This window comes from Arthrobacter sp. 2RAF22 (genome assembly GCF_052115325.1).
Lineage (GTDB): Bacteria > Actinomycetota > Actinomycetes > Actinomycetales > Micrococcaceae > Arthrobacter.
On the sequence record NZ_JBFRGL010000010.1, the window covers coordinates 17,850 to 40,315 of the forward strand.

Annotated in this window: 21 protein-coding genes; 6 read left to right on the forward strand and 15 right to left on the reverse strand. The window is 63.7% G+C overall.

Annotated elements, in window-relative coordinates:
* Position 1: 1 nt before the first annotated feature.
* The 12 genes from AB4068_RS09720 to AB4068_RS09775 form a co-directional block, all read right to left on the reverse strand.
* Positions 2-1,069 carry a DUF917 domain-containing protein gene (locus AB4068_RS09720; RefSeq protein ID WP_441433257.1) on the reverse strand — a complete coding sequence of 356 codons (1,068 nt, stop codon included), beginning with the start codon at positions 1,067-1,069 and terminating at the stop codon, positions 2-4.
* Positions 1,062-2,621, reverse strand: a complete 1,560-nt coding sequence (locus AB4068_RS09725; protein ID WP_441433307.1) for a hydantoinase/oxoprolinase N-terminal domain-containing protein — start codon at positions 2,619-2,621, stop codon at positions 1,062-1,064. The genes AB4068_RS09720 and AB4068_RS09725 overlap by 8 nt, the downstream gene beginning before the upstream one ends.
* A gap of 63 nt (positions 2,622-2,684) precedes the next feature.
* Complete coding sequence (locus AB4068_RS09730) at positions 2,685-4,028, reverse strand: purine-cytosine permease family protein (RefSeq protein ID WP_441433258.1); 1,344 nt, start codon at positions 4,026-4,028, stop codon at positions 2,685-2,687.
* Between the two features lie 261 nt (positions 4,029-4,289).
* Positions 4,290-5,231 (reverse strand): carbohydrate ABC transporter permease, encoded by a 942-nt coding sequence (locus tag AB4068_RS09735; protein ID WP_441433259.1) that lies wholly within the window; start codon positions 5,229-5,231, stop codon positions 4,290-4,292.
* 11 nt (positions 5,232-5,242) lie between these two features.
* Complete coding sequence (locus tag AB4068_RS09740) at positions 5,243-6,199, reverse strand: carbohydrate ABC transporter permease (protein ID WP_441433260.1); 957 nt, start codon at positions 6,197-6,199, stop codon at positions 5,243-5,245.
* 22 nt (positions 6,200-6,221) lie between these two features.
* Positions 6,222-7,184 (reverse strand): phosphodiesterase, encoded by a 963-nt coding sequence (locus AB4068_RS09745; RefSeq protein ID WP_306961946.1) that lies wholly within the window; start codon positions 7,182-7,184, stop codon positions 6,222-6,224.
* A 29-nt stretch (positions 7,185-7,213) separates the two neighbouring features.
* Positions 7,214-8,023, reverse strand: coding sequence for a tyrosine-protein phosphatase (locus AB4068_RS09750; RefSeq protein ID WP_441433261.1), 810 nt, complete (start codon positions 8,021-8,023; stop codon positions 7,214-7,216).
* 30 nt (positions 8,024-8,053) lie between these two features.
* Positions 8,054-9,409 (reverse strand): ABC transporter substrate-binding protein, encoded by a 1,356-nt coding sequence (locus AB4068_RS09755; protein ID WP_441433262.1) that lies wholly within the window; start codon positions 9,407-9,409, stop codon positions 8,054-8,056.
* A 67-nt stretch (positions 9,410-9,476) separates the two neighbouring features.
* A complete protein-coding gene (locus tag AB4068_RS09760; RefSeq protein WP_306961941.1) occupies positions 9,477-10,628 on the reverse strand; it encodes an ABC transporter ATP-binding protein in 1,152 nt (383 codons plus the stop codon).
* 159 nt (positions 10,629-10,787) lie between these two features.
* Positions 10,788-11,678: a MurR/RpiR family transcriptional regulator gene (locus tag AB4068_RS09765; protein WP_306961939.1), complete on the reverse strand. Its 891-nt coding sequence runs from the start codon at positions 11,676-11,678 to the stop codon at positions 10,788-10,790.
* Between the two features lie 92 nt (positions 11,679-11,770).
* Complete coding sequence (locus AB4068_RS09770) at positions 11,771-12,244, reverse strand: sensor histidine kinase (protein ID WP_059389398.1); 474 nt, start codon at positions 12,242-12,244, stop codon at positions 11,771-11,773.
* Between the two features lie 140 nt (positions 12,245-12,384).
* Positions 12,385-13,221 (reverse strand): alpha/beta fold hydrolase, encoded by an 837-nt coding sequence (locus AB4068_RS09775; RefSeq protein WP_441433263.1) that lies wholly within the window; start codon positions 13,219-13,221, stop codon positions 12,385-12,387.
* A 206-nt stretch (positions 13,222-13,427) separates the two neighbouring features.
* Between AB4068_RS09775 and AB4068_RS09780 the strand changes: the two genes are divergently transcribed.
* The 6 genes from AB4068_RS09780 (at position 13,428) to AB4068_RS09805 (ending at position 20,024) form a co-directional block, all read left to right on the forward strand.
* Positions 13,428-14,468 carry an LLM class flavin-dependent oxidoreductase gene (locus AB4068_RS09780; RefSeq protein ID WP_441433264.1) on the forward strand — a complete coding sequence of 347 codons (1,041 nt, stop codon included), beginning with the start codon at positions 13,428-13,430 and terminating at the stop codon, positions 14,466-14,468.
* A gap of 188 nt (positions 14,469-14,656) precedes the next feature.
* On the forward strand, positions 14,657-16,390 hold the full coding sequence (locus AB4068_RS09785) for an ABC transporter ATP-binding protein (RefSeq protein WP_441433265.1): 1,734 nt from the start codon (positions 14,657-14,659) through the stop codon (positions 16,388-16,390).
* Positions 16,387-18,357: an ABC transporter ATP-binding protein gene (locus AB4068_RS09790; RefSeq protein ID WP_441433266.1), complete on the forward strand. Its 1,971-nt coding sequence runs from the start codon at positions 16,387-16,389 to the stop codon at positions 18,355-18,357. The genes AB4068_RS09785 and AB4068_RS09790 overlap by 4 nt, the downstream gene beginning before the upstream one ends.
* A 5-nt stretch (positions 18,358-18,362) precedes the next feature.
* Positions 18,363-19,124 carry a formylglycine-generating enzyme family protein gene (locus tag AB4068_RS09795; RefSeq protein WP_441433308.1) on the forward strand — a complete coding sequence of 254 codons (762 nt, stop codon included), beginning with the start codon at positions 18,363-18,365 and terminating at the stop codon, positions 19,122-19,124.
* Positions 19,125-19,180: 56 nt separating this feature from the next.
* Positions 19,181-19,513 carry an ArsR/SmtB family transcription factor gene (locus AB4068_RS09800; RefSeq protein ID WP_441433267.1) on the forward strand — a complete coding sequence of 111 codons (333 nt, stop codon included), beginning with the start codon at positions 19,181-19,183 and terminating at the stop codon, positions 19,511-19,513.
* Positions 19,514-19,526: 13 nt separating this feature from the next.
* Entirely contained in the window at positions 19,527-20,024 is a 498-nt protein-coding gene (locus tag AB4068_RS09805) for an SRPBCC family protein (RefSeq protein WP_441433268.1), read from the forward strand.
* An 87-nt stretch (positions 20,025-20,111) separates the two neighbouring features.
* On the opposite strand, the gene AB4068_RS09810 is transcribed toward AB4068_RS09805, so the two are convergent.
* From AB4068_RS09810 to AB4068_RS09820, 3 genes are all read right to left on the reverse strand, one after another.
* Positions 20,112-20,324, reverse strand: coding sequence for a hypothetical protein (locus AB4068_RS09810; RefSeq protein WP_059389402.1), 213 nt, complete (start codon positions 20,322-20,324; stop codon positions 20,112-20,114).
* Between the two features lie 148 nt (positions 20,325-20,472).
* Positions 20,473-21,360, reverse strand: coding sequence for an N-acetylglucosamine kinase (locus tag AB4068_RS09815; RefSeq protein WP_441433269.1), 888 nt, complete (start codon positions 21,358-21,360; stop codon positions 20,473-20,475).
* A gap of 2 nt (positions 21,361-21,362) precedes the next feature.
* Entirely contained in the window at positions 21,363-22,442 is a 1,080-nt protein-coding gene (locus tag AB4068_RS09820) for a family 43 glycosylhydrolase (protein ID WP_059389404.1), read from the reverse strand.
* Positions 22,443-22,466 lie beyond the last annotated feature (24 nt).

Sequence of the window (22,466 nt, forward strand, 5' to 3'; positions counted from 1 at the left end):
TTCAGCCGATTGGCATGTACTCGTGGTGGTAGCCGAAGTAGCCAGGTCCCACCAGTTCGAGCGCAGCATCGGTGCGCCAGCGGGGGTCGCACGGGGCAGCGAGGACCGTGACACGGACACCGTAGCGGAGCATCTCCGTGGTGACTGGCTCGCCGGAATCCGTGTCCAGGACACAGATGAGATCCGGGACGCTGGCCACCACTTCGCCGTCGCGCCGCGCCACGAGGTGTTCGTTCTGGAAGGCGAGTTCGAAGCGCGAGCCCAGGTCCTCGCCGACGCCATCCAAGTGTGCCTCGCCTCGTGCGAAACCGGCCTCCGTCCTGCGCTGGATGTCCACGATCTTACCGGTGAACAGCTTCTTGCCGCGCAGCAGCTCCGTGGCCACCGCGACGGGATCCCGGTGCTGCTCGCGGGCTTCTCGGATGCCGGTTCCCAGCCGTTCGCACAAGGTGATGGTTCCGGGAACCATGAGCTCCTTGATTTGCTTACCGGTCAAGACATACAGGCTGACCGCGGCGGTGCAGCCCATCTCGATAGTTACGGCGCGGGCCAAGCGTTCGGCCCAGGCATTATCGACGGTCTGCAGTGTAATCGCATTTCCGCGTTCGTCCGCCATGGTCATGGGGCTTGCGTGGACTCCGCTGAGTGTCGGCAGGACCATTTGAAGTTCCGGGAAGGCGCGCCCCATGGCGTCAGCATCAACTAGCGGCAAACCCAGTTCCGCCGCGGCAACAAAGGGAGTCACGGAGTTCAGGCCGCCTGCCTCGATGGAGACGGTGTGCGTGACGCGCTTGCCGATCAGTTGCTCGACGGCGCGCAGCGCGTTCGTGGCTTCGTCGCCGGCCGGCATCTTCTCCAGCATCACGGTCGGTGCGCCCATGAGCGCGACGGGGACTACGACGGCGTCGTCCGGCAACTCGTCGACGTCGAGCAGTATCACCGGACCGTGCTGGCGAAGCGCCTGCTCGGCCAGGAGCCTGCCCACGTAGGGATCGCCGCCGCCGCCTGTGCCCAGCACAGCGGCTCCGCGGGCGATGTCCGACATTTGGGTTTCATCAATTTCACGCATTGTTGCCTCCAAGAGCCAGGTTGCCGACTGCCTTGACCCGGATGCGCGTGGCGTTGCCGGGCAAGTACGCCAAGGGAACTTCTTCGATGTCCACGATCGAGACCGAATCGGGGCGTGCACCGGCTGCGATGGCACGGTCGGTGGCTTCCTGCCGCGCGGCGTCGAGCACTGAATCGCGGCTGCCGGGATCCACAGAGAAGACCCGGTCCACTTCGCCGCCCACTTGCGCGATGGCGGCGCCGATCGCATTGGCAACGGAACCATGCTCGGGCCGCAGCACTGCCGAGGCGCCGGCCAGGTTGTCCGGAACCAGGAAGCCGCCGCCGCCGACCACCACCACGGGCACAGGTTCGGCCGAGGTCCGCATGCGGTCAACGGTTTCAGCCGTCCGCGTAGCGATGCTTTCCAGGGCGGCCCGCACCATTGCGGGGTCAAGCCCTGCGACGCGGTCGTTGTCACCGAGTTGGATCAGGCCAGCGGCTGCGGCAACGTCGGTGGCCGTCAGGGTATCTCCGCCGAACAGCAAGGCACGTTCGGTCAACGCGTAGCCGACGCTGCCTGGGCCTACCTCGACCCTTCCGTCGAGCGAGCGGACCAAACTGCCACCGCCAATTCCAATGGACAGCACATCAGGCATGCGGAAGTTCGTCTGTACCCCGGCGACCGCGACGTCGGTGGAGGCCTCGCGCGGGAAGCCAGACTGGAGGATGCCGACGTCGGTGGTGGTGCCGCCGACGTCGACCACCGCGCAGTCCTGCTCTCCGGAAAGGAACGCGGCCCCGCGCATCGAGTTGGTGGGGCCGGACGCGAACGTGGCCACGGGGTACCTGCGGGCGTAGTCGATGTCCATCAGGGTGCCATCGTTCTGGCTAAGGTATACGGGAGCGCTGATGCCCGCTTCGGCAACGGTGCGGCTCAGGCCCGAGGTGACGTGATCGGCGAGGTCGCGGAGTGCCGCGTTGATGATGGTGGCATTCTCGCGGCCGAGCAGGCCCATCCGTCCGATCTCGTGGGAGAGGCTGACGGACAGCTCCGGGTATTCGCTGTCCACGATCTGTGCTGCCCGCAGCTCGAACTCGGCATTGATGGGGGAAAACACCGAGGACAGGGCGATGGAGCGGGCCCCTGCATCCGCGACCTTGTCCAGGACTTCCCGGAACTCGCGCTCGTCGAAGGGGCTGATCTGGCGACCGTCGTACTCGTGGCCGCCGTGGCAGAGGTAGCTGTGTCCGCCGAGGACATCCACCAAGCGGCGCGGCCAGTCCACCAGGGGCGGCAGAGCCCGGGTGGCCGGAAGTCCGAAGCGGATGGCCGCCGTCGGGGTCAGGTTCTTGCCCTCCACGAGCGCGTTGATGAAGTGCGTCGTGCCGATCATGACGGCGGCTACGTCGCCGGGATCGAAACTGGCCGCTTCTCGGAGTTGCCGCAGGGCGCTGACGATTCCGCTGGTGACATCTTCGGTGGTGTGGGTCTTGGTGGCAGCCAGGACGCTGCTGCCATTCATGAGGACGGCGTCGGTATTGGTGCCGCCGACGTCTATGCCGATGCGCATCATGGTTGATTCTCCTTTGATTTCGGGTTCAGGGGCAGCCGGGTTCGGCGTCAGGGTGTGGCCCTAGGAGGCGGCAGGTTCCGGGACGGAGGCGGGTTCGTGGTCCGGGTAGGTCTTGGTGCTGCCGATGCCCCGGATCAGGCCAAGTCGCCCTGCGACGGCGTAGAGGATGAAGGCGATGAAGAGGGAATTGATGGACGGCAGTCCCCAAGCCACGAAGTATCCGATGACGGAGGCGAGTACCCAGATCACGATCGTGGCGGGTACCCAGGCGGGAGCATGCTCAGGCAAACGGCCGAGCTTGCGGCTGGATTCCAGTTCAGGGCGCCATTTCCGGACCACGAAATACTCGGCCACCATGATGCCCGCGATGGGTGGGAAGACCACGCCGAGAAGGATAAGGAAGTCCGTGAAGTGTCCTAGGATTCCGGCAGCGCCCAGGACTGTGCCGATGAGGCCGACGGTGAGGGTGACGGCACCGCGGTGCAGTTTGCGTTTCATGGTGCGGTCGGCAAAGTTGACGATGCCCAAGGAGGCCGCGTAGAGGTTCCAGTCGTTGATCTTGAGCGTCGCGGTGATGACGATCAGTGTGCCGATGAAGCCCGATGTCGATGTGACGATCGCTACGACGTCGTTGGTCTTGAGTGCCAACGCCAGGAGGACACCGATGAGGCCGATGACGTACTCGCCGAGGGTGATGCCGAGGACGGTCTGCTTGACGACGTCCTTGGCGGAGCGGTTGAAGCGGGACATGTCCGGCGTAATGACCGCGCCAACGATGAAACCGCCCGCCACGATCGTGGTGCCCTGGATGAGTGTGAGTGTGGGTCCTCCCGGTGGTGCCGTGAGGAGGTCGCCCAGGCTGTGCTTGGACAATTCGGCAATGATGGACCAGCCCGCGAGCAGGAGGAAGGCCGGTACTGCGACGTACGCGGTCCAGGCCATGGAAGCCATGCCGAACATGACGATCAGGGTGACCAGCACGCCGAATATCAAGGCCCATGCCCACGCGGGCAGGACTCCGACGAGGTTGGCCAACCCTTGCGCGGAGACGGCGTTCTGGATGCCGAACCAGCCGATGGCACTCAGGCTGATGGCGATGCCGATCAGCGATGAACCGGCTCCGCCGAAGCCGGTCCATCGGGCGAGTACCGACGTCGACAGGCCTTCGCGCTGTCCAGCGATACCAGTGAAGATGGTGACGATTTCGAGGATGACCGAGCCGAGAGTGATGGCAAGGACGGCGCTCCAGAAGTCCATGCCGAAGCCGAGGGTGGCGCCCAGCAGGAAGCTCGCCAGGGAACTGAGCTGGCCGAAGCGCTGGGTCGCTACGGAGAACCAGTGAAAGCGTGCGGATGCGGGAACCCGTTCAAGTGCATAGTCATCGTGGCCGACTGCTGTTGCCATCGGGACCTCCAAGGATTGTGGGTTGGGGAGGTCTTCAAGATATGCCGGAATGTGGGACGCATCACGGGGCGTGATGCCCTGTTTACGAACGGTAACAGGGCATCATGCATTTCCTGTCACCCAAGACGCTCGCTCACCTTTGGGGTTGTTTTTCGAAACCGTCGCTCACATCTAGTGAGCGAGCGTTTCCGGATTTGTCCCTTTATGTGAGCGAGCGTCGGTAGAAACGGCCCTATATGTGAGCGAGCGTCGGGGCCAGGGCTACTTCAACCCCGAGCGGACAAATGCATCCACCACGTATCGCTGCAAGAAGATGTAGATCAGGAAGATCGGCAGACAGGCGAGCGAGGACGCTGCCATGATGGCGCCCCAGTTGTTGCCTTCGGCGCCGAGGAACCCTCGGATGCCTACCTGGATCAGGGCATCGGACTTCTGCATGATCAGCGAAGGCCACAAGTATTCGTTCCAGGCGCTGATGAACAGCATGATGCCCAGGGCTGCCAGCGCTGGCCGGAGGTTCGGGACAACCACTTCCCACAGCGTCCTCCAGGATGACCGACCATCCATCTGGCTCGCATCCAGGAGGTCTTTGGGGAAGGCTTCGAGGTGTTGCCGCAGCATCATCACCGCGAAGGCCGAGCACAGCTGCGGGATGACGACGCCGGTGATGGTGTTGAGAAGGCCCATCTGCGAAACCAGCAGGTAGTTGGGAATCATGGTGACCTGGAAAGGCACCAACCAGGAACCGACAAACAGCAGGTACAAGGCCTTCTTTCCGAGGAAGTCCCAGCGCGCAAAGCCGTAGGAAGCAAGGATGGCCACGAGCAGTTGGGACACCGCCAAGGTCAGTGCCATGCCGAAGGTATTCGCTAGCATGCCCGCGATGGGGATGGTCTTCAGGACGTACTGGAAGTTCTCCATGCTCAGGGGTCCCGGCAACGGGTTGGTGGACAAAGCGTCCGACGACGGCCGGAAGGCCGTGACGAACATCCAGTAGATGGGGAAAATGGAGACGACCGCCAAGGCGATCAGCAAAGCGTGGCTGGGCACTAGCCGCAAAGACCCAAGCCGGAACGACGCAAACCGCAGGCGTCCGCGCCCGGCGGCAGGCGCCGTCGTCGGCCCTGAAACTTTCGTCGGCCCTGAAAGCGGGGCGTCCACGGAACCAGGCTGGGCCGGCGGGGCGATGGTGATGAAGGCCATGGTGGCTCTTTCTAGTTGTCGTAGAAGCTGAGTCGCTCCGAGAGTTCCACGAAGACGAGGGCAATCAGCCCGAATCCAAGGAAGAAGAGCGTGCCCGCCGCGGAGGACAGGCCGGCGTCGAAGTTCCTGAAGCCGAACTGGTACAGCAGGTAGTAGATGTTGGTAGATGAGTTGCCCGGTCCGCCCTGCGTCACAAGGTCGATGATGGGATATGTCCACTGCGCGGACAGCAGGATGGTCATGAGCGAGAGGAACACCAGGCTCGGAGAGAGCAGCGGGATGATGATCCGCCACGTGATCTGCCTGCCGCTGGCGCCGTCGATGGATGCAGCGGCGGCATAGTCCGGGCTGATGCCCGCCAGCCCGGCCGATACCACCAGCACGCCGAAGCCGAGCATCTGCCAGCCGACAATCACGATCACCGCCGTCATCGAACTGTCGGGATCGCGGAAAACGTTGCCCATCGGTGCGCCCAGGGCGGCGGCGATCGCGGGAATCGTTCCGCCCTCAGGAGCGAACAGCCACCGCCAAATGGCACTGCTCGCCACGGGCGTGATGAGGAAGGGAACGAAGATCAGGGCCTGGTACGCGGTGCGCGCCTTGCCCTGGACCTTGCGCGAAAGCAGCGCGAACACGAGCGGCAAGGCAACGGAAATGCCCAGGAACGCCAGGATATACAAGCCGGTGTTGATCAGGGCTTGGTGCAGTTCGGGCAGGCTCAGGACCTTCGCGTATTTTTGCACGTCAACGTATTGCTTGGGCTTGGTAGGAATCAGGTTCCAGTCGTTGAAGGACAAGTTGACGGTCTGTCCCAGCGGCCAGTAGGTCCAGACGAGAAGCAGGACCACGGCGGGAAGGATATAGAGATAGGGGCTTAGCGCGCGGCGCTTGGGACGCCGATTGGCCGGGAGCCCCGCCGGGCCGGCAAGGGTAATGCCCGTTGCCGGCCCGGCGGTTTCGATAAACATTCTTGCGGCTTCCTTCCGGTGCCTAGCGGGCGCTGGCGGCGAGTTCGCCGTCGGCCGTTTCGGCAGCGATGGAGAACTCGACGTCGGACTCCTCACCGGGAGCGGTCATCGCTGCGGTGGCCTCTTCGAGGGTCATCTTCTCGAACGCGGCCATCTGCTCAGCCGTGACGGAGTACACCGTGGAGAACTCGCCGATCGGCACAACGGAGCTGAGCATCTTGTCCTGGTAAAGGTGGATCAGGTTGAACGCCTGCGCACCGTTCTGGCCGCGCATCGACTTCGGCGCGACGTTGAGGTCCTGCGTGTAGCACGTGGCCGAAGCAACCGTGACGGGAGCGCCGCCGAAGGTGCTGAAGGTGGAGTAGTGCAGGTGGCCGGCCAGGATGCCACGGACGTCGGTGCCTTCGATGACCTTCTCGAAGCGGCTCTGCTCGCGGAGTTCGAACATGGCCATCATCTCCAGCGGGCTGGGAACCGGCGGGTGGTGCAGGGCGATGAGGGTGCCGTGCGGGGCCGGGGTGGCGAGGACATCGGACAGCCAAGCGAGCTGCTCGTCGGAGATTTCGCCGTGGTGCTTGCCCGGAACGGTGGAGTCCAGGGCGATGATGCGCAGGCCGTTGACGTCGTGCACCATGTCAACGGATTCCTCGCCGGCGTCGGAGTCGAGGAGGCCCGAACGGAAGGCGGTACGGGCGTCGTGGTTGCCCATGACCCAGATGATCTTGGCACCGAGTTCCTCGGCTACGGGCTCCACGATGTTGCGGAGGCGGACATAGGCGTCGGGGCGGCCAGTGTCGGCGAGGTCGCCGGTGAATACCAGTGCTTCGGGCTTGACCTGGGCCTTCACGAAGTCGCGGAACAGTTGGCGGAGGTTCTCGTCGCTGTCCACGCTGCCGTGCAGGAGGTCGTTGTCGGCCACGAAGTGGGTGTCACTGATGTGCAGGATGAAGTGCTCGGGGGCGGGGTGCTGGAGTTCGGTGTTCATGGTCTTGTCTCCTTGTAAGTGAGTGCTTCCTAGCGGGTGGAGCTGATGGTCAGGACATCCCTGAGCCGTTCGAGGTCGGCGTCGCTGAAACCGTGTGCCTGGAGCAGGCCGGTGGCGCTGCCATACATTTCGTCCATGAGGTCCAGCGTGGTTTCCAGGACGGTGGCGGGGCTCGCGGAGATGATTTCCCGGAGTTCCCCGCCGATGCCCGCAAGGCCCGGGTGGCTGGAGGCGGCGGCCATCATGGCCTCGCTCCATTCGCCGCGAAGGTTTTCCTCGCTGGCTGTGTAGTCGAGGATCACCTGCTCGCGGTCCACGCCCGCGGCCAGGAGGGCCAGGGCAATCACGACGCCGGTGCGGTCCTTGCCCGCCGTGCAGTGAACCAGTACCGGATCCGTTCCGGAGTCGGCAATGAGGCGGATAGCGGTGGCAAGGCGCTGGGCGTGGCTCTGGACCATGAGCATGTAGATGTGCGAAAGGGTGGTGATCTCCGCGGTACCGGGGACGTTGCCCTCTTCGAATATCGGGTTGTGCCTCGTGTCGACGGCGAGTCCGTCAAGGTTGCTGGGCGACTTCGCCAGCTCGGTCCGGTCTCGCAAGTCGATCACCAGGCGGATGCCGAGCTCGGAGAATTGCCGGCGTCCGGCGTCGGTCAGTCCGTGGAGCGCGTCCGAGCGGTACAGCTTCCCGTCACGGACGGTCCGCGCGGCGGCGGGCTCGCTGGCCGCGGCGGGAGCGGCGGCCGGATAACCCGCCGTGCTCCGGAAGTTGTAGGTGCCCTCTACGGGGTAGGGGCGGTTGCGGGTTCCGAAGACTGCGTCCTCGGCGGTGGTTGTCACAGCTTGTGTCCTTCCTGATGGGGAAAAGGGTTAGGGGATCAGGTCCTGCGCGCGCTTCTGGGCGTCGGCCATGGTGGTTTTTGCCTCCTTGCCGTAGTAGACGACGTTCTCGACGGCCTTGCCGAGGATGTCGTCGATCTGCACGTAGCTGTTTCCCGGGTAGGAAACCCACGGCTGCAGGCGGTCAAGCTGGGCGAGGTTCGGAGCCAGGAGCGGGTTCTTCTGGGCCCAGTCGTAGAGCGAGCCGCCCGGAGCGGTGAGCGAGGTGCGCAGCGGCAGGTAGCCGATCTTGGTGGAGATCTGCTCGTAGGCGTGGTCGCTGGTCATGAACTTGATCAATTCCCAGCCGGCGCGCTGCTTCGCTGGATCCTGTGAGAGGACGAACAGGGCCGATCCCGAGTTGGTGGGCACGGCAGGCTTGCTGCCGAAGGAGGGCATGCCGGCTGCTTTGAGCTCCCAACCGCCCTTGGTGGCAGCGGACATGAATGAGCCCTGGAGTGCCGACGTAGTGAGGATGAAGGCGGTGTCGCCCTTGGGGAGGCCTTCGTATTGTGCGTTGCTGTCTGCGTTGCGCAGCACGCCGTCCTTCGTCAGCTGTGCGAGCTTCGTAACGGTGTCCACGGCCGCGTCCGAGCCGAAGCCGATGGTCTTGCGGTCATCGGAGAGGACCTGGGCCCCGTTCGACTTGAAGACACCCTGCATGCACCAGTTGCCCCCGATGCTTGCGCAGGAGATGTCCAAGGACGGTTTTCCGGTCTTCGCGGAGACCGCTTTTGCGGCTGCTTCCACCTTGTCCCAGGTGGAGAGGTCAGGGTTGGTGATTCCGGCGTCGGCGAGCTTGGTGGCGTTGTAGAACAGGACGGGCGTGGAGAAAACGTAGGGAATGCCGTAGGTCTTGCCGTTCCAGTCGGCCAGGTGCTTTGCGTTGGGGTGGAACGGGTGGGCACCGCCGAGGGCGTCGTCGACGGCTTTCTGGCCGACGAGGTCGCTGATGGGCTGGGCACCGAGCTGGGTGGCGGCGAAGTCGAGGGAATCGAACGTCAACTGCGCGACGTCGGGCGCGTGTCCGGCAAGGAGCTGCGTCTGGACGCTGCTGACCGTGTTGGACCCGACGGCGCCGCCGCCCTGTGGTGCCTGCGCGGTGACGTGGATGTTGGGGTGGGCCTTCTCGAAGTCGGCTACGAGGCCTTTGACGGTATCGGTCCACACGCCAGCCTGGGCCAGGTTGTAGCTTTCGAAGGTGATGTTGACTTGCTGGTCTGCTGTGAGCTCAGGGATGGCTTGGTTGCTCACGGTGCTGGCCTGCGAGGTGCCGGAGCAGCCCGCGAGTGCCAGGGCTGCCGTGCCGGCGGCGATGGTCAGTGCAATTGAACGGAGAGGGCGCACAATATTTCCTTGATTGCTGGGTTGGGTGGGTGCTGCTGGTTCAGGGTTGGGTCCGGAAGAGGGGAGGCTAGGCAGATGCCGCCGGCTGCGCGGAGCTGGCTGTGGAGGCATGCTTCGCGTCTGCTTGCCATTCGAGGCGGCGGCCGCTTGCGCGGTCAAAGAGATGGAGGTTCTTGGCATCGGCACTGAGTACGACGGCGTTGCCCGGCTCCCAGTGTTGGCCTCGCGGGGCGCGGACGGCCACGCGGTTCCCGCCGACGCGGCAATAGATCACCTGTTCGCTGCCGAGGTTTTCGGCCAGGTCAACGATGCCCCGCAGGGCTGCCCCGGAGCTCGGCGCGGCTGCGGAAGAACCGGGTGCGTGGATGCTCAGGTGTTCCGGGCGGACGCCCAGCACCACGTCCCGCCGGGGTGTTTCCCCGTCCCACAGCACTGCTTCGACTGAAGGCGCCATGACGGTGATGGAGCCGTTGCTGGTGGAAAGTTCGGCATCGATCAGGTTGGTGGCAGGGGAACCAAGGAAGCCTGCGGCGAATACGGATGCCGGCTTGTCGTAGAGCTCTTCCGGCGTGCCGAGTTGCTCGAGTTGGCCCCCGTTGAGCAGCGCGATCTTTGTTGCCATGGTCATGGCTTCCACTTGGTCGTGCGTGACGTAGATGAACGTGGCACCGAGGCGCTTGTGCAGTCCGGCCAGCTCCTGCCGGGTTGCGGTCCGGAGCTTGGCATCCAGGTTGGACAGCGGTTCGTCCATGAGGAAGGCCTTGGGTTCGCGCACCAAGGCGCGGGCTACTGCGACTCGTTGGCGCTGGCCACCGGAGAGTTCCTTGGGTTTGCGGTCCAGGAGGTGGCCGATCTCCACCATGTCGGCCACGGCTTCGACGCGCTTCTTGACTTCCTGCTTGTCGGTGCGCCGCACGTGGAGCGGGAAGGCGAGGTTCTTCGCCACGCTGAGGTGCGGATACAGCGCGTAGCTCTGGAACACCATCGCCAAATCGCGTTTCTTGGATGGAGCGGCGGTGATGTCCGTTCCGTCCAGTTCGAGCGAGCCCGACGTCGGTTCCAACAGGCCCGCGATCATACGGAGCAGGGTGGTCTTGCCGCAGCCGCTGGGGCCGAGCAGGACCAGGAAATCACCATCTTCGACGGTGAGCGATACGTTCTTTACCGCCGACACGTTCTTGAATGAACGCGACAACTGGTTGAGCACAAGTCGGCCCACGAGCACCTCCGGGGAAACGATGTTTCCTAAATCGAATTATTTAGGAAACGTCTTACCCTTGAAGGGTGGGGCTCGATCATTAACGGTCGGTGCGGAGTTGATGAACTCCCCGTGCGCGGACAGGAAACAGTTGAAACTGCCCGCGTTTCGCGCCAAAAACTATTCGGGGTTTTCCACCATGTGGAGGACTTCCTCGAACACCGCGGAGCGGGCGCGCTCAACCTCGGGGGAATCCGCGGTCACTGCGGCGTGCAGGGCGGACAGCACCAGCATCTGGACGATATTTCCAATAGGCAGCTGGTCGTTCCAGGAATGGAATTCCGCCCCGGCCACGAGCGTGTGGGTCGAGAGATCGGCAAGCTCAGACTTCGCGTAGCTGGTTACCCCGATCACCGTGGCCTTGCGTTCAGCCGCTATCCGGGCAGAACCAACAGTGAAGGAGTTCATTCCGCTGTCGCTCACGGCGATGCAGACGTCGCCCGCGGAGAGGAGCTTGGCGGTGATGTGCTGCGAAACAATGTCGGATGGCGCCTCGCATCCAACGCCCGCGGCCAGAAAACGCAGGGCAAGCGATTGGGCCGGAGCGAGTGAACCACCATTCGCCACCACCAGCAGGCGTCCGCCCTGGCGAATCGCGCGGACCGCCGCATCGAACGCCTCGAAGTCCAAAGACCCTAAAGCTCCGCGGATATCGTGGGAGGCGCGGGAAAAGATCCCGGAGACCAGGTGCTCCGAGGAACCGGGTTCGCCGGTTGCCCCCGATTCTTCCTGCTGGATGCTGTCCCGTGCCGCGGCGCCCAGATCGCGCAGCAGGACTTGGCGCAAGTGCTGGAATCCGTCGAAGCCCATGCTTTTGCACGCCCGGACGATCGTCGCAGGCGATGTGCCCGTCCGGGTGACCAGATCGGCTACCGACATCCTGGCCACGGTTTCGGGGGACTCGAGGCACAATTGCGCCACCCGCTGTTCACTGGGAGCCAGCGAGGGGAAAATCGACTTGATGTGTGCGCGGGAGCCGCCCAGAGGCGGTTCCGATTTGTACGGGGTCATTCGCCTTTCATACCAGATTCACTTGAATAGCGAACCAGCAGCGCCGAAACCGACGACGGCGGGTGCCTGCCGCCGTCGGGCATCGACGCCTATCAGTCGAGCGGCAAAGTGACGGTGACGCAGGTACCCTTGCCTGGGCTGGAGACGACCGAGACGTCGCCGCCCACTTCGCTGACGGCGATGGACATGAGGCGGAGCCCGAATCCGTGGTGTGCGCCCGCGGGAGTCGCCTGGCTGTCGAAGCCCGCGCCGTTGTCCGTGACAGTCAGCCGGATCCCGTGGTACACGGCGGCCAAGCGGACTGTGACGTCGTGGGCATGCGCATACTTGAAGGCGTTGCTGAGCACTTCCTTGGCGGCGTGGTAGAGCAAGGAAGCGGAGCCGGACGAGATTTCGACACCGTGGTGCGGCGTCTCCCAATGGATTTCGGTCCCTTGGCGGCGGAGCGGTGAGGCCAAGCGGTCGATGCAGCCGGCGAGCCCCAAAGCGTGGAAGTCAACGGGTTGCTGATCGGTGATTACGCCATTGATGGCGGTGACCTCGTCCAGGGCTGTTGTTGTCTTCATGGCCGGTCCTGCTCCCCTTGCAGCTTTAGTGCTTTCGCCGGCGAATGGGTTCCGCCTGTGCTTGCATTAAGACTGGACCAGAGGCGTTAAGGTTCCCGCGATATTCAGTTAGTTTCGCCCTAATTTTTTGTCAGGAATCCCTACTTCGCGAGGAAGCCGAGCAAAGCCTGGTTGATCTCGGCGCCATGCGTCCACAGCAGGCCGTGCGGGGCGCCGTCGATTTCGACATATTCGGCACTGGGGAGCGCTTCGGCGAACCTCCGGCCGGTGACGTCGATGGGGAGGATGTTGTCCGCGGTGCCGTGCACGATCAGGGCGGGAACGTCGATCTTGGGGATGTCGGCCCTGAAATCCGTGAGCCACGTGGGCTGCGCCGCCACCGAAGCGTAGGCGCCTGACTGGGCTGCCAGGTTCCAGCTGGCGGCGACTGCCTCGTGGCTCAGGCGGTGCGTTCCGAGGAAAGTGGAGGCGTTGTAGAAGTTGTTGAAGAATTCGGTGAAGAAAGCATAGCGATCGGAAATGACGGCTTCCGTGAGACCGTCGAACACTGACTGCGGGACGCCTCCGGGGTTGTCCGCCGCCTGTAGGAGGAACGGCTCCAAGGATGCGAGGAACACTGCTTTCGCCACCCGGGCCGAGCCGTAGGTGCTGATGTAGCGTGCCACTTCGCCGGTACCCATCGAGAAGCCAACCAGGACGGCATCGTTCACATCGATGGTGTTCAGGAGGGTGTTGAGGTCCGCGGCGAAGGTGTCGTAGTCGTAGCCGACGGTCGGCTTGCTGGACTTGCCGAAGCCGCGGCGGTCGTAGGTGATGACGCGGTAGCCGGCGTCGAGCAGTGCGGCGGCCTGCTTCTCCCAGGACGAACCGTCCAAGGGGTAGCCGTGGATAAGGACCACTGCCTGGCCGGTCCCGTGGTCCTCGTAGTAGAKCTCGATSTCGGTGCTGTTTTCATTTCCGACGGTGATGTAAGCCATGACTACGGTCCTTTCGTAGCGGATCTTGCCGAGCGTCTCCAGCCTACTGTCCGGGTACGACGCCGGCACGCTCCGCGCCATCATGACGCTCGCTCACGTATGTGGGGGTTGCGGCGGACGCTCGCTCAGGTATGTGGGGGTTGCGGCGGACGCTCGCTCACTAACGGCTCGGGAATGAATCCAAATACTTGAATGTTCAATTAATTATGGATTTTGGAATCTTCACTTTCGGTGAGCTATCCCGCGACATCAAGACCGGAGCCTCCCTGTCACCGCACCAGCGGGTCAAGGACATCATTGAGCTGGCGAAGCTTGCCGAGCAGGCAGGACTATCGTTCCTGGGCCTGGGGGAGCATCATCGGCACGATTTCGCCCTCTCTGCCCCGGAAATGGTGCTCGCGGCCATCGCTCGGGAAACCACCAACCTTCGGCTGGGCACCGCCGTCACGGTTCTCTCCACCCAGGACCCTGTCCGGCTCTTCGAGCAGTTCTCCACGCTGGATCTAATTTCGGGCGGGCGGGCAGAGATCATTGCCGGCCGTGGCGCCTTTGTGGAGTCGTACTCCTTGTTTGGCCACAGATTGGAGGACTATGACGAGCTGTTCGAAGAGAAGCTGAACATGTTGCTCGCGCTGCGTGACAACGACAACCTTCGCTGGGAGGGAAGCCTGACCCAAACCGTCTCCGGGATGGACATAGCGCCGCGTCCGATCCAGGAAAAGTTGCCCATCTGGGTGGGCGTGGGCGGTACTCCGCAGAGTTTCGTCCGGGCGGGGCGGTTGGGCCTGCCGTTGTTTATCGCTCTGCTGTCCGGGCCGGCACGATTCCGCCGGCTCGTGGAACTGTACCGGGAGACCGCTGAAAACGCGGGACACGACGGTGCCGCCCTGCCAGTCGGCGCGGGTGGCCATTTCTATGTGGCGCCGACGTCGCAGCAGGCACGGGACACCTTCTACCCTTACTATCGCGCCTACTTCGAGCAGAACATGCCCCGGCCAGTTGACCATTTCCCGCGGAACACCTTCGATGAATGGACCGAACCGGGTGGCGGCCTGCTTGTGGGAAGCCCCCAACAGCTCGTCGAAAAGCTACTGGAAATTCATAGCGCCCTCGGCAACACGCGGTATCTGGCTCAGGTCGGTCTCGGCGGGTTGCCTTTCGCTGAGACGGCGCGGTCCATCGAGCTCCTGGCCACCGAAATCATCCCCGCAGTGAATCGTGAGATCGGCGTTGCTCTTGCGCGGTAAGCCCCACGATCTGAGCGAGGGTTGGGGAAAGGGGCCCCATATCTGAGCGAGGGTTGGGGAAAGGGGCCCCATATCTGAGCGAGGGTGCACCTGATCGCCCGCCACGCTTCGCCCTGAGGGAAAGCTCTAGTTGCCCCCAGCAACCAGTCGTAGACTGGCCTTCGAATCACTACGTGAGTTGGAGAACGATGCTCTGGAAACTTCTCGTTCAGTACCTGCGGCCACATCGGCGGCTACTGATCGCCGTCGTCATTTTCCAGTTGGCGCAGTCCATCGCGTCGCTGTACTTGCCCACACTGAATGCCGACATCATTGACGAAGGCGTGGCCAAGGGGGATACCGGGTACATCCTGGGCACCGGCAGCCTCATGTTGCTCATCACCCTCCTGCAGATCGCGTGTTCGATCACAGCCGTGTACTTCGGCGCGAAAGCCGCCATGGGCCTGGGGCGGGACCTGCGCGGGGCCATTTTCACCAGGGTGGGGGAGTTCTCCGAGCAGGAGGTCACCCGCTTCGGTGCGCCGTCGCTGATCACCCGCTCCACCAACGACGTGCAGCAAGTCCAACAGCTCGTCCTGATGTCCTGCACCCTCATGGTGGCGGCGCCCATGCTCAGCATCGGCGGGGTCATCATGGCCGTCCGGCAGGATGCGCAGTTGTCCTGGCTGATTGCCGTGAGCGTCCCCGTGCTGCTCGTTGCGGTGGGCCTCGTTGTCAGCCGGATGGTTCCGCTGTTCCGCAAGATGCAGGTCCGGATCGACACCGTGAACCGCGTGCTCCGCGAACAGCTCGCCGGCATCCGCGTGGTACGTGCGTTCGTGCGCGAGGACATGGAGGCGGAACGCTTCGCCTCCGCGAACCGGGACGTCACGGAGATGGCGTTGCGCGCGGGGCGGCTCATGGCCCTCATGTTCCCGGTGGTGATGCTGGTGCTCAACGTCTCCAGCGTGGCCGTGATCTGGTTCGGATCGTTCCGGATCGATGACGGATCCATGCAGGTAGGAACCTTGATCGCCTTCCTGAGCTACCTCATGCAGATTCTCATGTCCGTCATGATGGCTACGTTCATGGCCGTCATGATCCCGCGTGCGGCTGTGTCGGCTGACCGCATCGGGCAGGTGTTGGAGACCCAATCGAGCGTGCAGCCTCCCGCGAACCCGGTGACGGAGACCGCAGGCCGCGGCGAGCTGGAATTGCTCGACGTCGGATTCGCCTACCCGGGTGCCGAGCAGCCCGTCCTGAGCGGCATCAGCTTCCGGGCACGCGCTGGCCAGACGACGGCGATCATCGGCAGCACGGGCGCGGGCAAGACCACCTTGGTGAACTTGCTGCCACGGCTCTTCGACGCGAGCAGCGGCTCGGTGCGGATCGACGACGTCGACGTCCGCGAACTGCACCCGGACCTCTTGTGGGGGCACATCGGGCTGGTCCCGCAAAAGCCCTACCTGTTCTCCGGCACGGTGCGCAGCAACCTGCTCTATGGCAAGCCCGACGCCACCGAGGAAGAACTCTGGCGGGCCCTCTCCATTGCGCAGGCCCAGGACTTCGTCGAGGAGATGGAAGGCGGGCTTGACGCTCCGATCTCGCAAGGCGGCACCAACGTTTCCGGCGGTCAGCGGCAGCGCCTGGCAATCGCCCGGGCACTCGTGAAGCAGCCCGAGCTCTACATCTTCGACGACTCCTTCTCCTCGCTGGACACTGCCACCGATGCCAGGCTCCGCCAGGCACTCAAGCGCCACACTTCGGGCGCCACCATGGTCATCATTGCGCAGCGGGTGTCCAGCATCGCGGACGCCGAGCAGATTCTGGTGCTCGACGACGGGCGGCTGGTGGGGCGCGGAACCCACGAAGAGTTGCTTGAGACTTCCGAAACGTACCGCGAGATAGTTTCCTCGCAACTGGCAGCGGAGGAGGCGGCATGAGCAGCACAGCAGGCACCGCCAACCGCCCGCAGCGTCCCCCGATGGGACCAGGCCGTGGCGGACCGTTCGCGGGAATGAGCATCCCGGCCGAAAAGGCCATGAACTTCCTGCCCTCGGCCAAGCGGCTCCTGGGTACGCTGCGGCCCGATCGCTTGTGGCTGACCCTGGTCCTCTTCCTCGCCGTGGCCAGCGTGACGCTGTCCGTGATCGGTCCCCGGCTTCTCGGCGAGGGCACCAACTTGATCTTCGCCGGCGTCGTATCCAAGCAGCTTCCCGCCGGAGTAAGCAAGCAACAGGTCATCGACGGGCTGCGCGCTTCCGGCCAGGGCGCCAAAGCGGACATGTTGAAGGGCATGGACCTGACTCCCGGCGTCGGAATCGACTTCGGGGCGTTGTCCTCGATCCTGCTGTGGGTGCTGGTCTTGTATGTCCTGGCCTCAGCGTTCGGCTGGATCCAGGCGTACGTGCTCAACGGCGTCGTGCAGCGAACCGTGTACCGGCTCCGCGAGCAGATCGAAGCGAAAATCAACCGGCTCCCGCTGCGCTATTTCGATTCAGTGCAGCGTGGTGAACTGCTCAGCCGCGTGACCAACGACGTCGACAACATTTCACAAAGCCTCCAACAGTCCATCAGCCAGGCAGTCACGTCCCTGCTGACAGTGGCCGGCGTCATCTTCATGATGTTCCTGCTCTCGCCGATCCTGGCGCTGATCACCCTGGTCACAGTGCCGTTGACGCTCGTGACCACCGTGCTGATTGCCAAGCGCTCGCAGAAGCTGTTCGTGGCCCAGTGGAAGAACACCGGCGAGCTGAACGGCCAGATCGAAGAAACCTACACCGGCCACGCGCTCGTGAAGGTGTTCGGCCGCCAGCGCGAAGTGGAGGAGCGCTTCCGCGAGAAGAACGCAGAACTGTTCTCGGCCAGCTTCGGCGCCCAGTTCATCAGCGGCTTGATCATGCCGGCACTGACATTCATCGGCAACCTCGTCTATGTGGGGATCGCCGTGGTGGGTGGCCTTCAGGTAGCTTCGGGCGCCATGCAGTTGGGCGATGTCCAGGCGTTCATCCAGTACTCACGGCAGTTCACGCAGCCCCTGGCCCAGCTTGGGTCAATGGCCAATCTGCTTCAGTCCGGCGTCGCGTCCGCCGAGCGAGTCTTCGCGCTGCTCGACACCGAGGAGCAAAGCGCTGATCCTGTGCCCTCCGCTGTTCCCGAGGTAACGCGCGGACGCTTGGTGTTCGAGGACATTTCCTTCTCCTACTCGACGGACAAGCCGTTGATCCAGAATCTGAGCCTGGTGGCCGAGCCCGGCCAGTCTGTGGCGATCGTCGGGCCAACCGGGGCGGGCAAGACCACCCTGGTGAACCTGATGATGCGCTTCTACGAGCTCGACGCCGGGCGGATAACGCTCGACGGCGTCGACGTCGCCTCGATGTCCCGCTACGAGTTGCGCTCGCGGATGGGCATGGTACTCCAGGACACCTGGCTGTTCGGCGGGACCATCCGGGACAACATCGCCTATGGACGGCCAGACGCCACCGAAGCCGAGATACTGGAGGCGGCACAAGCAACGTACGTAGATCGCTTCGTCCACTCCCTCCCGGAGGGCTACGACACAGTGCTCGACGACGAGGGCAGCAACGTTTCCGCCGGTGAGAAGCAGTTGCTCACCATCGCCCGGGCGTTCCTGGCCCGTCCGTCGGTCTTGATCCTGGACGAGGCCACGAGCTCCGTGGACACCCGGACCGAGGTCCTGGTCCAGAAGGCCATGAATGCCCTGCGGTCTGACCGGACCAGCTTTGTGATCGCGCACCGCCTGTCCACGATCCGCGACGCCAACCTCATCCTGGTGATGGAGGCCGGGCAGATTGTGGAACAGGGCACCCATGCGGAGCTGCTGGCCTCCGGTGGCGCGTACTCGCGGCTCTACGAAGCCCAGTTCGCGGCGCCCGTGGCGGAGGTCTGAGGCTCATCAAGCCGCCAGACCTCCTCAGCCTGCCTGGTGGGCAGATTGGACTCCGGGACGCGCGCAGCGGCCGCACCAACTCGGTGGACCTTGTCGCCTTCGAGATTGGAAGGACAGCGGTCACTCGAGCCGAGTTTGCCGGGGTCAAGAATGACCCCAGCCGTGGTCACTCTCCAGACGCGCCGGCACACGGTGTCACCTGGCTTGAGGCCATCGACTGGTGCAATGCGGCATCTGAAGCGGAAGGCATCAGCCCGGCCTATGCCCGCACCGGACGAAACGTCGAATGGAACGTCGCGGCCAACGGCTACCGGCTGCCCACAGAGGCGGAATGGGAATACGCATGCCGTGCCGGATCGGTTGGCCCGCACTATGGTCCGCTCAATGAGATTGCCTGGACCGCGAAGGATGGGCTGTCCGCGCCCAGCGACGGGGCGCTTAAAGCTCCCAACGGGTTCGGCGCCTACGACACGCTCGGCAATGTCTGGGAATGGTGCTGGGACTATGCGGATCCCGCGAGATACGGCGACTACAGGGCATTCCGTGGCGGTGGCTGGGCTGACGACGCCTGGAATGTGCGTGCGTCGGTGCGGCGCGGCAGTGCTCCTGATGCCGTCTTGGAAGACGTGGGCTTCCGGGTGGCTCGGGGCGCCTGTGGTGCACCCATGGCAAAGTCCGGGCAGGGTTGGTCGGACGAAGCCGATAGAAGCCGGGCAAGAGTACGCGGCCCGATTCCGTTCGGCTGGACTCCGCTGAAGTTCGACTAGTGCAAAGTATCCATGCCCGTTGACACCCCTCCGCCATCGGAATATCCTACAACCAAATGGTTGTAGATCAGCTCAGCGACACCGAACTTGACCGCCTGTTCCAGGCACTTGCCGATGCCACGCGCCGGGATATCGTCCGGCGGGTGACTGTCGGGGAATATTCAGTGTCCGGCTTGGCTGCCCTCTACGCCATGAGCTTCGCCGCCGTCCAGAAACACGTGGCGGTTTTGGAGCGCGCCTCCCTTGTAACGAAGGAGAAGCGTGGAAGGGAGCAGATCGTGCGGGGTAACCATGATGGCTTGCAGAAAGCCCGCCAGCTGCTCGATGAGTACGAGGCGATCTGGCGGCAGCGCGTCGATCGGATCGCAGACATCCTCGCCGAAAAATAGGAAGGGTTCCGCAATGACGGTTATCAGTTCCACCCAGAATCCCGAAGCGTTGACCTTGACCCTCGTCGCTGAGTTCGATGCCAGCCCCGAACAGGTCTGGCAAATCTGGGAAGACCCGCGCCAGCTTGAGCGCTGGTGGGGTCCGCCCACGTGGCCGGCCACGTTCGAGCAGTACGAGTTCGAGCCGGGCGGGAAGGCCAGCTATTACATGACGGGTCCCGACGGCGAGAAGCCCCGCGGCTGGTGGCGCATCACGTCCGTCCAAGCTCCGAACAGGCTGGAGTTCGACGACGGTTTTGCCGACGAAAATGGCGCACCCGTCGAGGAGATAGGTGCCGGCCACGCGATCGTGACCATCGAGGAGACAGGCGACCGCACCCGCATGACCATCCTGTCCATCTTCGAATCAGAAGATCAGATGAAGAAGATGATCGACATGGGTATGGAGGAGGGAATGAAGGAGGCCGCCGGCCAGATCGACGCGCTCCTTTCGGAGCACTCCCGCGCCTGACCCTTCACTTCGAAGAAGCCCGGAAAAGCGAACGACGGCGGGAGGTGACTCCCGCCGTCGTCGTCGCTTCGTGCCTCGAAGGTGCCGTTACAGGGACTGCGCGTCGAAGGACGTGGCCTTGGCAGCGCTGCCGGTCAGGCTGACAGTGAAGGTGTTGGGCCCGCTGCAGGTGACCGCGATGCTGGCCTTGGAGGTGTTGTGGCGCACCGAGAAGTCGTGCACCAGTGCGTCCAGCGTGTGGTGGGTGGTTGAGCGGTCCCAAATCTTGAGGGTTACGGAGTCGGCAGTTTCAAACGTCATTGTTCAGTGCTTCCATTCATGAATCCGGATATCCGGCCATCGCGCCAGTGCGAAGGCCGCCGTACAGCTTTTCCATAGTGCACAGCGAGGCGCGGACGGCTCAAGCCAGAACGGCGTTTGTTGCTAGTGAGACTCATCACAGCGGTGCCTAGTGGGACGCAAGATGCAGAGCGCCGAAGACCGGATCCTGGGTCAGAACCTGCAGAGTGTGGAGACCCCGGGCAGCAAGGGCTATCCGCATGGCCGCCTGCAAAGTGGGCTGGTTCATCCCGAGGCCACCGCCAAGGACGATGGGCCCCTCGATGTTCAATTGCCCAGCGCATTTCGCCGCCAACGAGGCAAGATCGGCCCCTGCCTGGAGGATCATGTCCAAGGAAGCGGTATGCCCCGAGGCCGCGCACTCGAAGACAATCGATGATTTCGACGCCCAAAACTCGCGTCCCGCGTCGCCATGGAAAAGGGCGATCAAACCTTCCGGGCCGAGGAGTCCACAAGATTTCATAAGCGCCTTCGTCAGTTCGTCCGGGCGCAGCCCGCTGTTCACGCGTTCAAGGCTGTACCTCACCGCTTCTCGACCGAACCAGTATCCGCTGCCTTCGTCGCCAAGCAAGTAGCCCCAGCCGCCCGCGCGCGCCTCGTCCTCGCCGTTAGTGCCCCAGGCCGCGGATCCGGTGCCGGCGATCACGGCGATTCCCGTGCTGCAACCTGCGGCCGCCAGCAGCAGGCGCGTGTCATGGACAACGGAGACGACGGCGTCGGGAGCCAATGGTTGGATCAGTTCCGTCAGCGCGTTCGCATCTTCGGGGGTGTCGATCCCTCCGGAACCAACCACCACCCGCGCAACGGACCCTCCCTGGAGGGTGGCGAAGACGCCCTCCAGATTGCGGCGGGCCTCGGCACGGCTCACGTTCTGGACATTGGCGCTGCCGCCGGAAGTATCGGCGACGGCGGTGCCATTCAGCCATTTGATGCCGCGCGTCTTCGAACCGCCGATGTCCAAACCTACGACCGCGCCGATGGTGCTGGGGTGCGTCACTCTTAGCCCTGGTCTGCCCGGTAGAAATACATCTCCCGCGATCCGGACGGGGCATCCCAGCCTTGGGCGAACATCCAGGTTCCGCCGAACTTGAGCAGGCCGCCCCAAGCCAGCGAGCCTCCCCTGTGCATCGCCTTCTGGGTGAACGGTTCGTTCACGTCGTAGAGCGCCTGCGCTGCGGAAAATTGGCCGTCTGCGTCGCCGTAGAAGAAGTCCAGGACCAGCTTGCCACCGTCGGTCCCGGGGTTGCCGCCGTCGTCGACAATGGCGCAAGCCACTTCGTGCAGTGAGCCGCCCAGCGGCCCAAGGTCCAGGTACTCCTGCGGTTCAAACGTCCAGTTCACCATGTCCGTGGACCGTCCCACATGCGTGGTCCCCCCGCAGCCCTCGGACAGATACATCAGGTAGTGCCCACCGATCTTGACGGCGTCGCCCTGGGCGTTCCGGGGGATGACCGCCCCCTTCGCCCAGAACCGCGAAACCTCGTAAGGGACAGCCAGGCCGAGCTTTTCCCAGTGGATCAAGTCGTCGGACACCGCGACATTGATGTCGCAGCCGACGTCGCCCAAGGGATAGACATCCGGGTCTTGGCCGGCCTGCTCCTCGCCGCGGTCGATCGTCCAGATCCCGTTGTAGAACATGTAGTAGCGGCCATTGGCGTGGTAAACCTTGGGATCTTCGCAGCCAAGGATCTCATTGTCCTGGGTGGGGTAGATCACCGGGTTGGAGGGGCTGTCCTGCCACCCGGTTTCGGGATGGTAGACGGCGACGCCGATACGGCTCGAGACCGATTCCTTGCGGGGGGATGCGCGGTAGAAGAGGTAGAGCTTGCCGTCCCGCTCCATGACGGAGGGATTGAAGATTGAATCCGCGGTCCAGCCGATGCCGGTCGGATCGGCCCAGTCCTGGACTTGCCGGAACGTCAGGGAATCGTCCTTGCGGAACGGTCCCACCGCCCATTCCGGGTGCTCGGGATACGCGGCGGAAAACTGGTCGGTAGAAATGGTGTCGGTCAGCGGATTGCTGAACGTGAGTGCTCCCTCGTAGCTGTGGAGCAAGGCTTCTTTGGTGATTTTCTGCATTGGTTCTTCCTGTGGTGATAACTG

Excerpts from the sequence above, each read along its gene's own strand:
- AB4068_RS09720 (WP_441433257.1), bottom strand. The coding sequence starts at position 1,069 with ATGCGTGAAATTGATGAAACCCAAATGTCGGACATCGCCCGCGGAGCC.
- AB4068_RS09725 (WP_441433307.1), bottom strand. The coding sequence starts at position 2,621 with ATGCGCATCGGCATAGACGTCGGCGGCACCAATACCGACGCCGTCCTC.
- AB4068_RS09730 (WP_441433258.1), bottom strand. The coding sequence starts at position 4,028 with ATGGCAACAGCAGTCGGCCACGATGACTATGCACTTGAACGGGTTCCC.
- AB4068_RS09735 (WP_441433259.1), bottom strand. The coding sequence starts at position 5,231 with ATGGCCTTCATCACCATCGCCCCGCCGGCCCAGCCTGGTTCCGTGGAC.
- AB4068_RS09740 (WP_441433260.1), bottom strand. The coding sequence starts at position 6,199 with ATGTTTATCGAAACCGCCGGGCCGGCAACGGGCATTACCCTTGCCGGC.
- AB4068_RS09745 (WP_306961946.1), bottom strand. The coding sequence starts at position 7,184 with ATGAACACCGAACTCCAGCACCCCGCCCCCGAGCACTTCATCCTGCAC.
- AB4068_RS09765 (WP_306961939.1), bottom strand. The coding sequence starts at position 11,678 with ATGACCCCGTACAAATCGGAACCGCCTCTGGGCGGCTCCCGCGCACAC.
- AB4068_RS09770 (WP_059389398.1), bottom strand. The coding sequence starts at position 12,244 with ATGAAGACAACAACAGCCCTGGACGAGGTCACCGCCATCAATGGCGTA.
- AB4068_RS09780 (WP_441433264.1), top strand. The coding sequence starts at position 13,428 with ATGGATTTTGGAATCTTCACTTTCGGTGAGCTATCCCGCGACATCAAG.
- AB4068_RS09785 (WP_441433265.1), top strand. The coding sequence starts at position 14,657 with ATGCTCTGGAAACTTCTCGTTCAGTACCTGCGGCCACATCGGCGGCTA.
- AB4068_RS09790 (WP_441433266.1), top strand. The coding sequence starts at position 16,387 with ATGAGCAGCACAGCAGGCACCGCCAACCGCCCGCAGCGTCCCCCGATG.
- AB4068_RS09800 (WP_441433267.1), top strand. The coding sequence starts at position 19,181 with ATGGTTGTAGATCAGCTCAGCGACACCGAACTTGACCGCCTGTTCCAG.
- AB4068_RS09805 (WP_441433268.1), top strand. The coding sequence starts at position 19,527 with ATGACGGTTATCAGTTCCACCCAGAATCCCGAAGCGTTGACCTTGACC.
- AB4068_RS09810 (WP_059389402.1), bottom strand. The coding sequence starts at position 20,324 with ATGACGTTTGAAACTGCCGACTCCGTAACCCTCAAGATTTGGGACCGC.
- AB4068_RS09820 (WP_059389404.1), bottom strand. The coding sequence starts at position 22,442 with ATGCAGAAAATCACCAAAGAAGCCTTGCTCCACAGCTACGAGGGAGCA.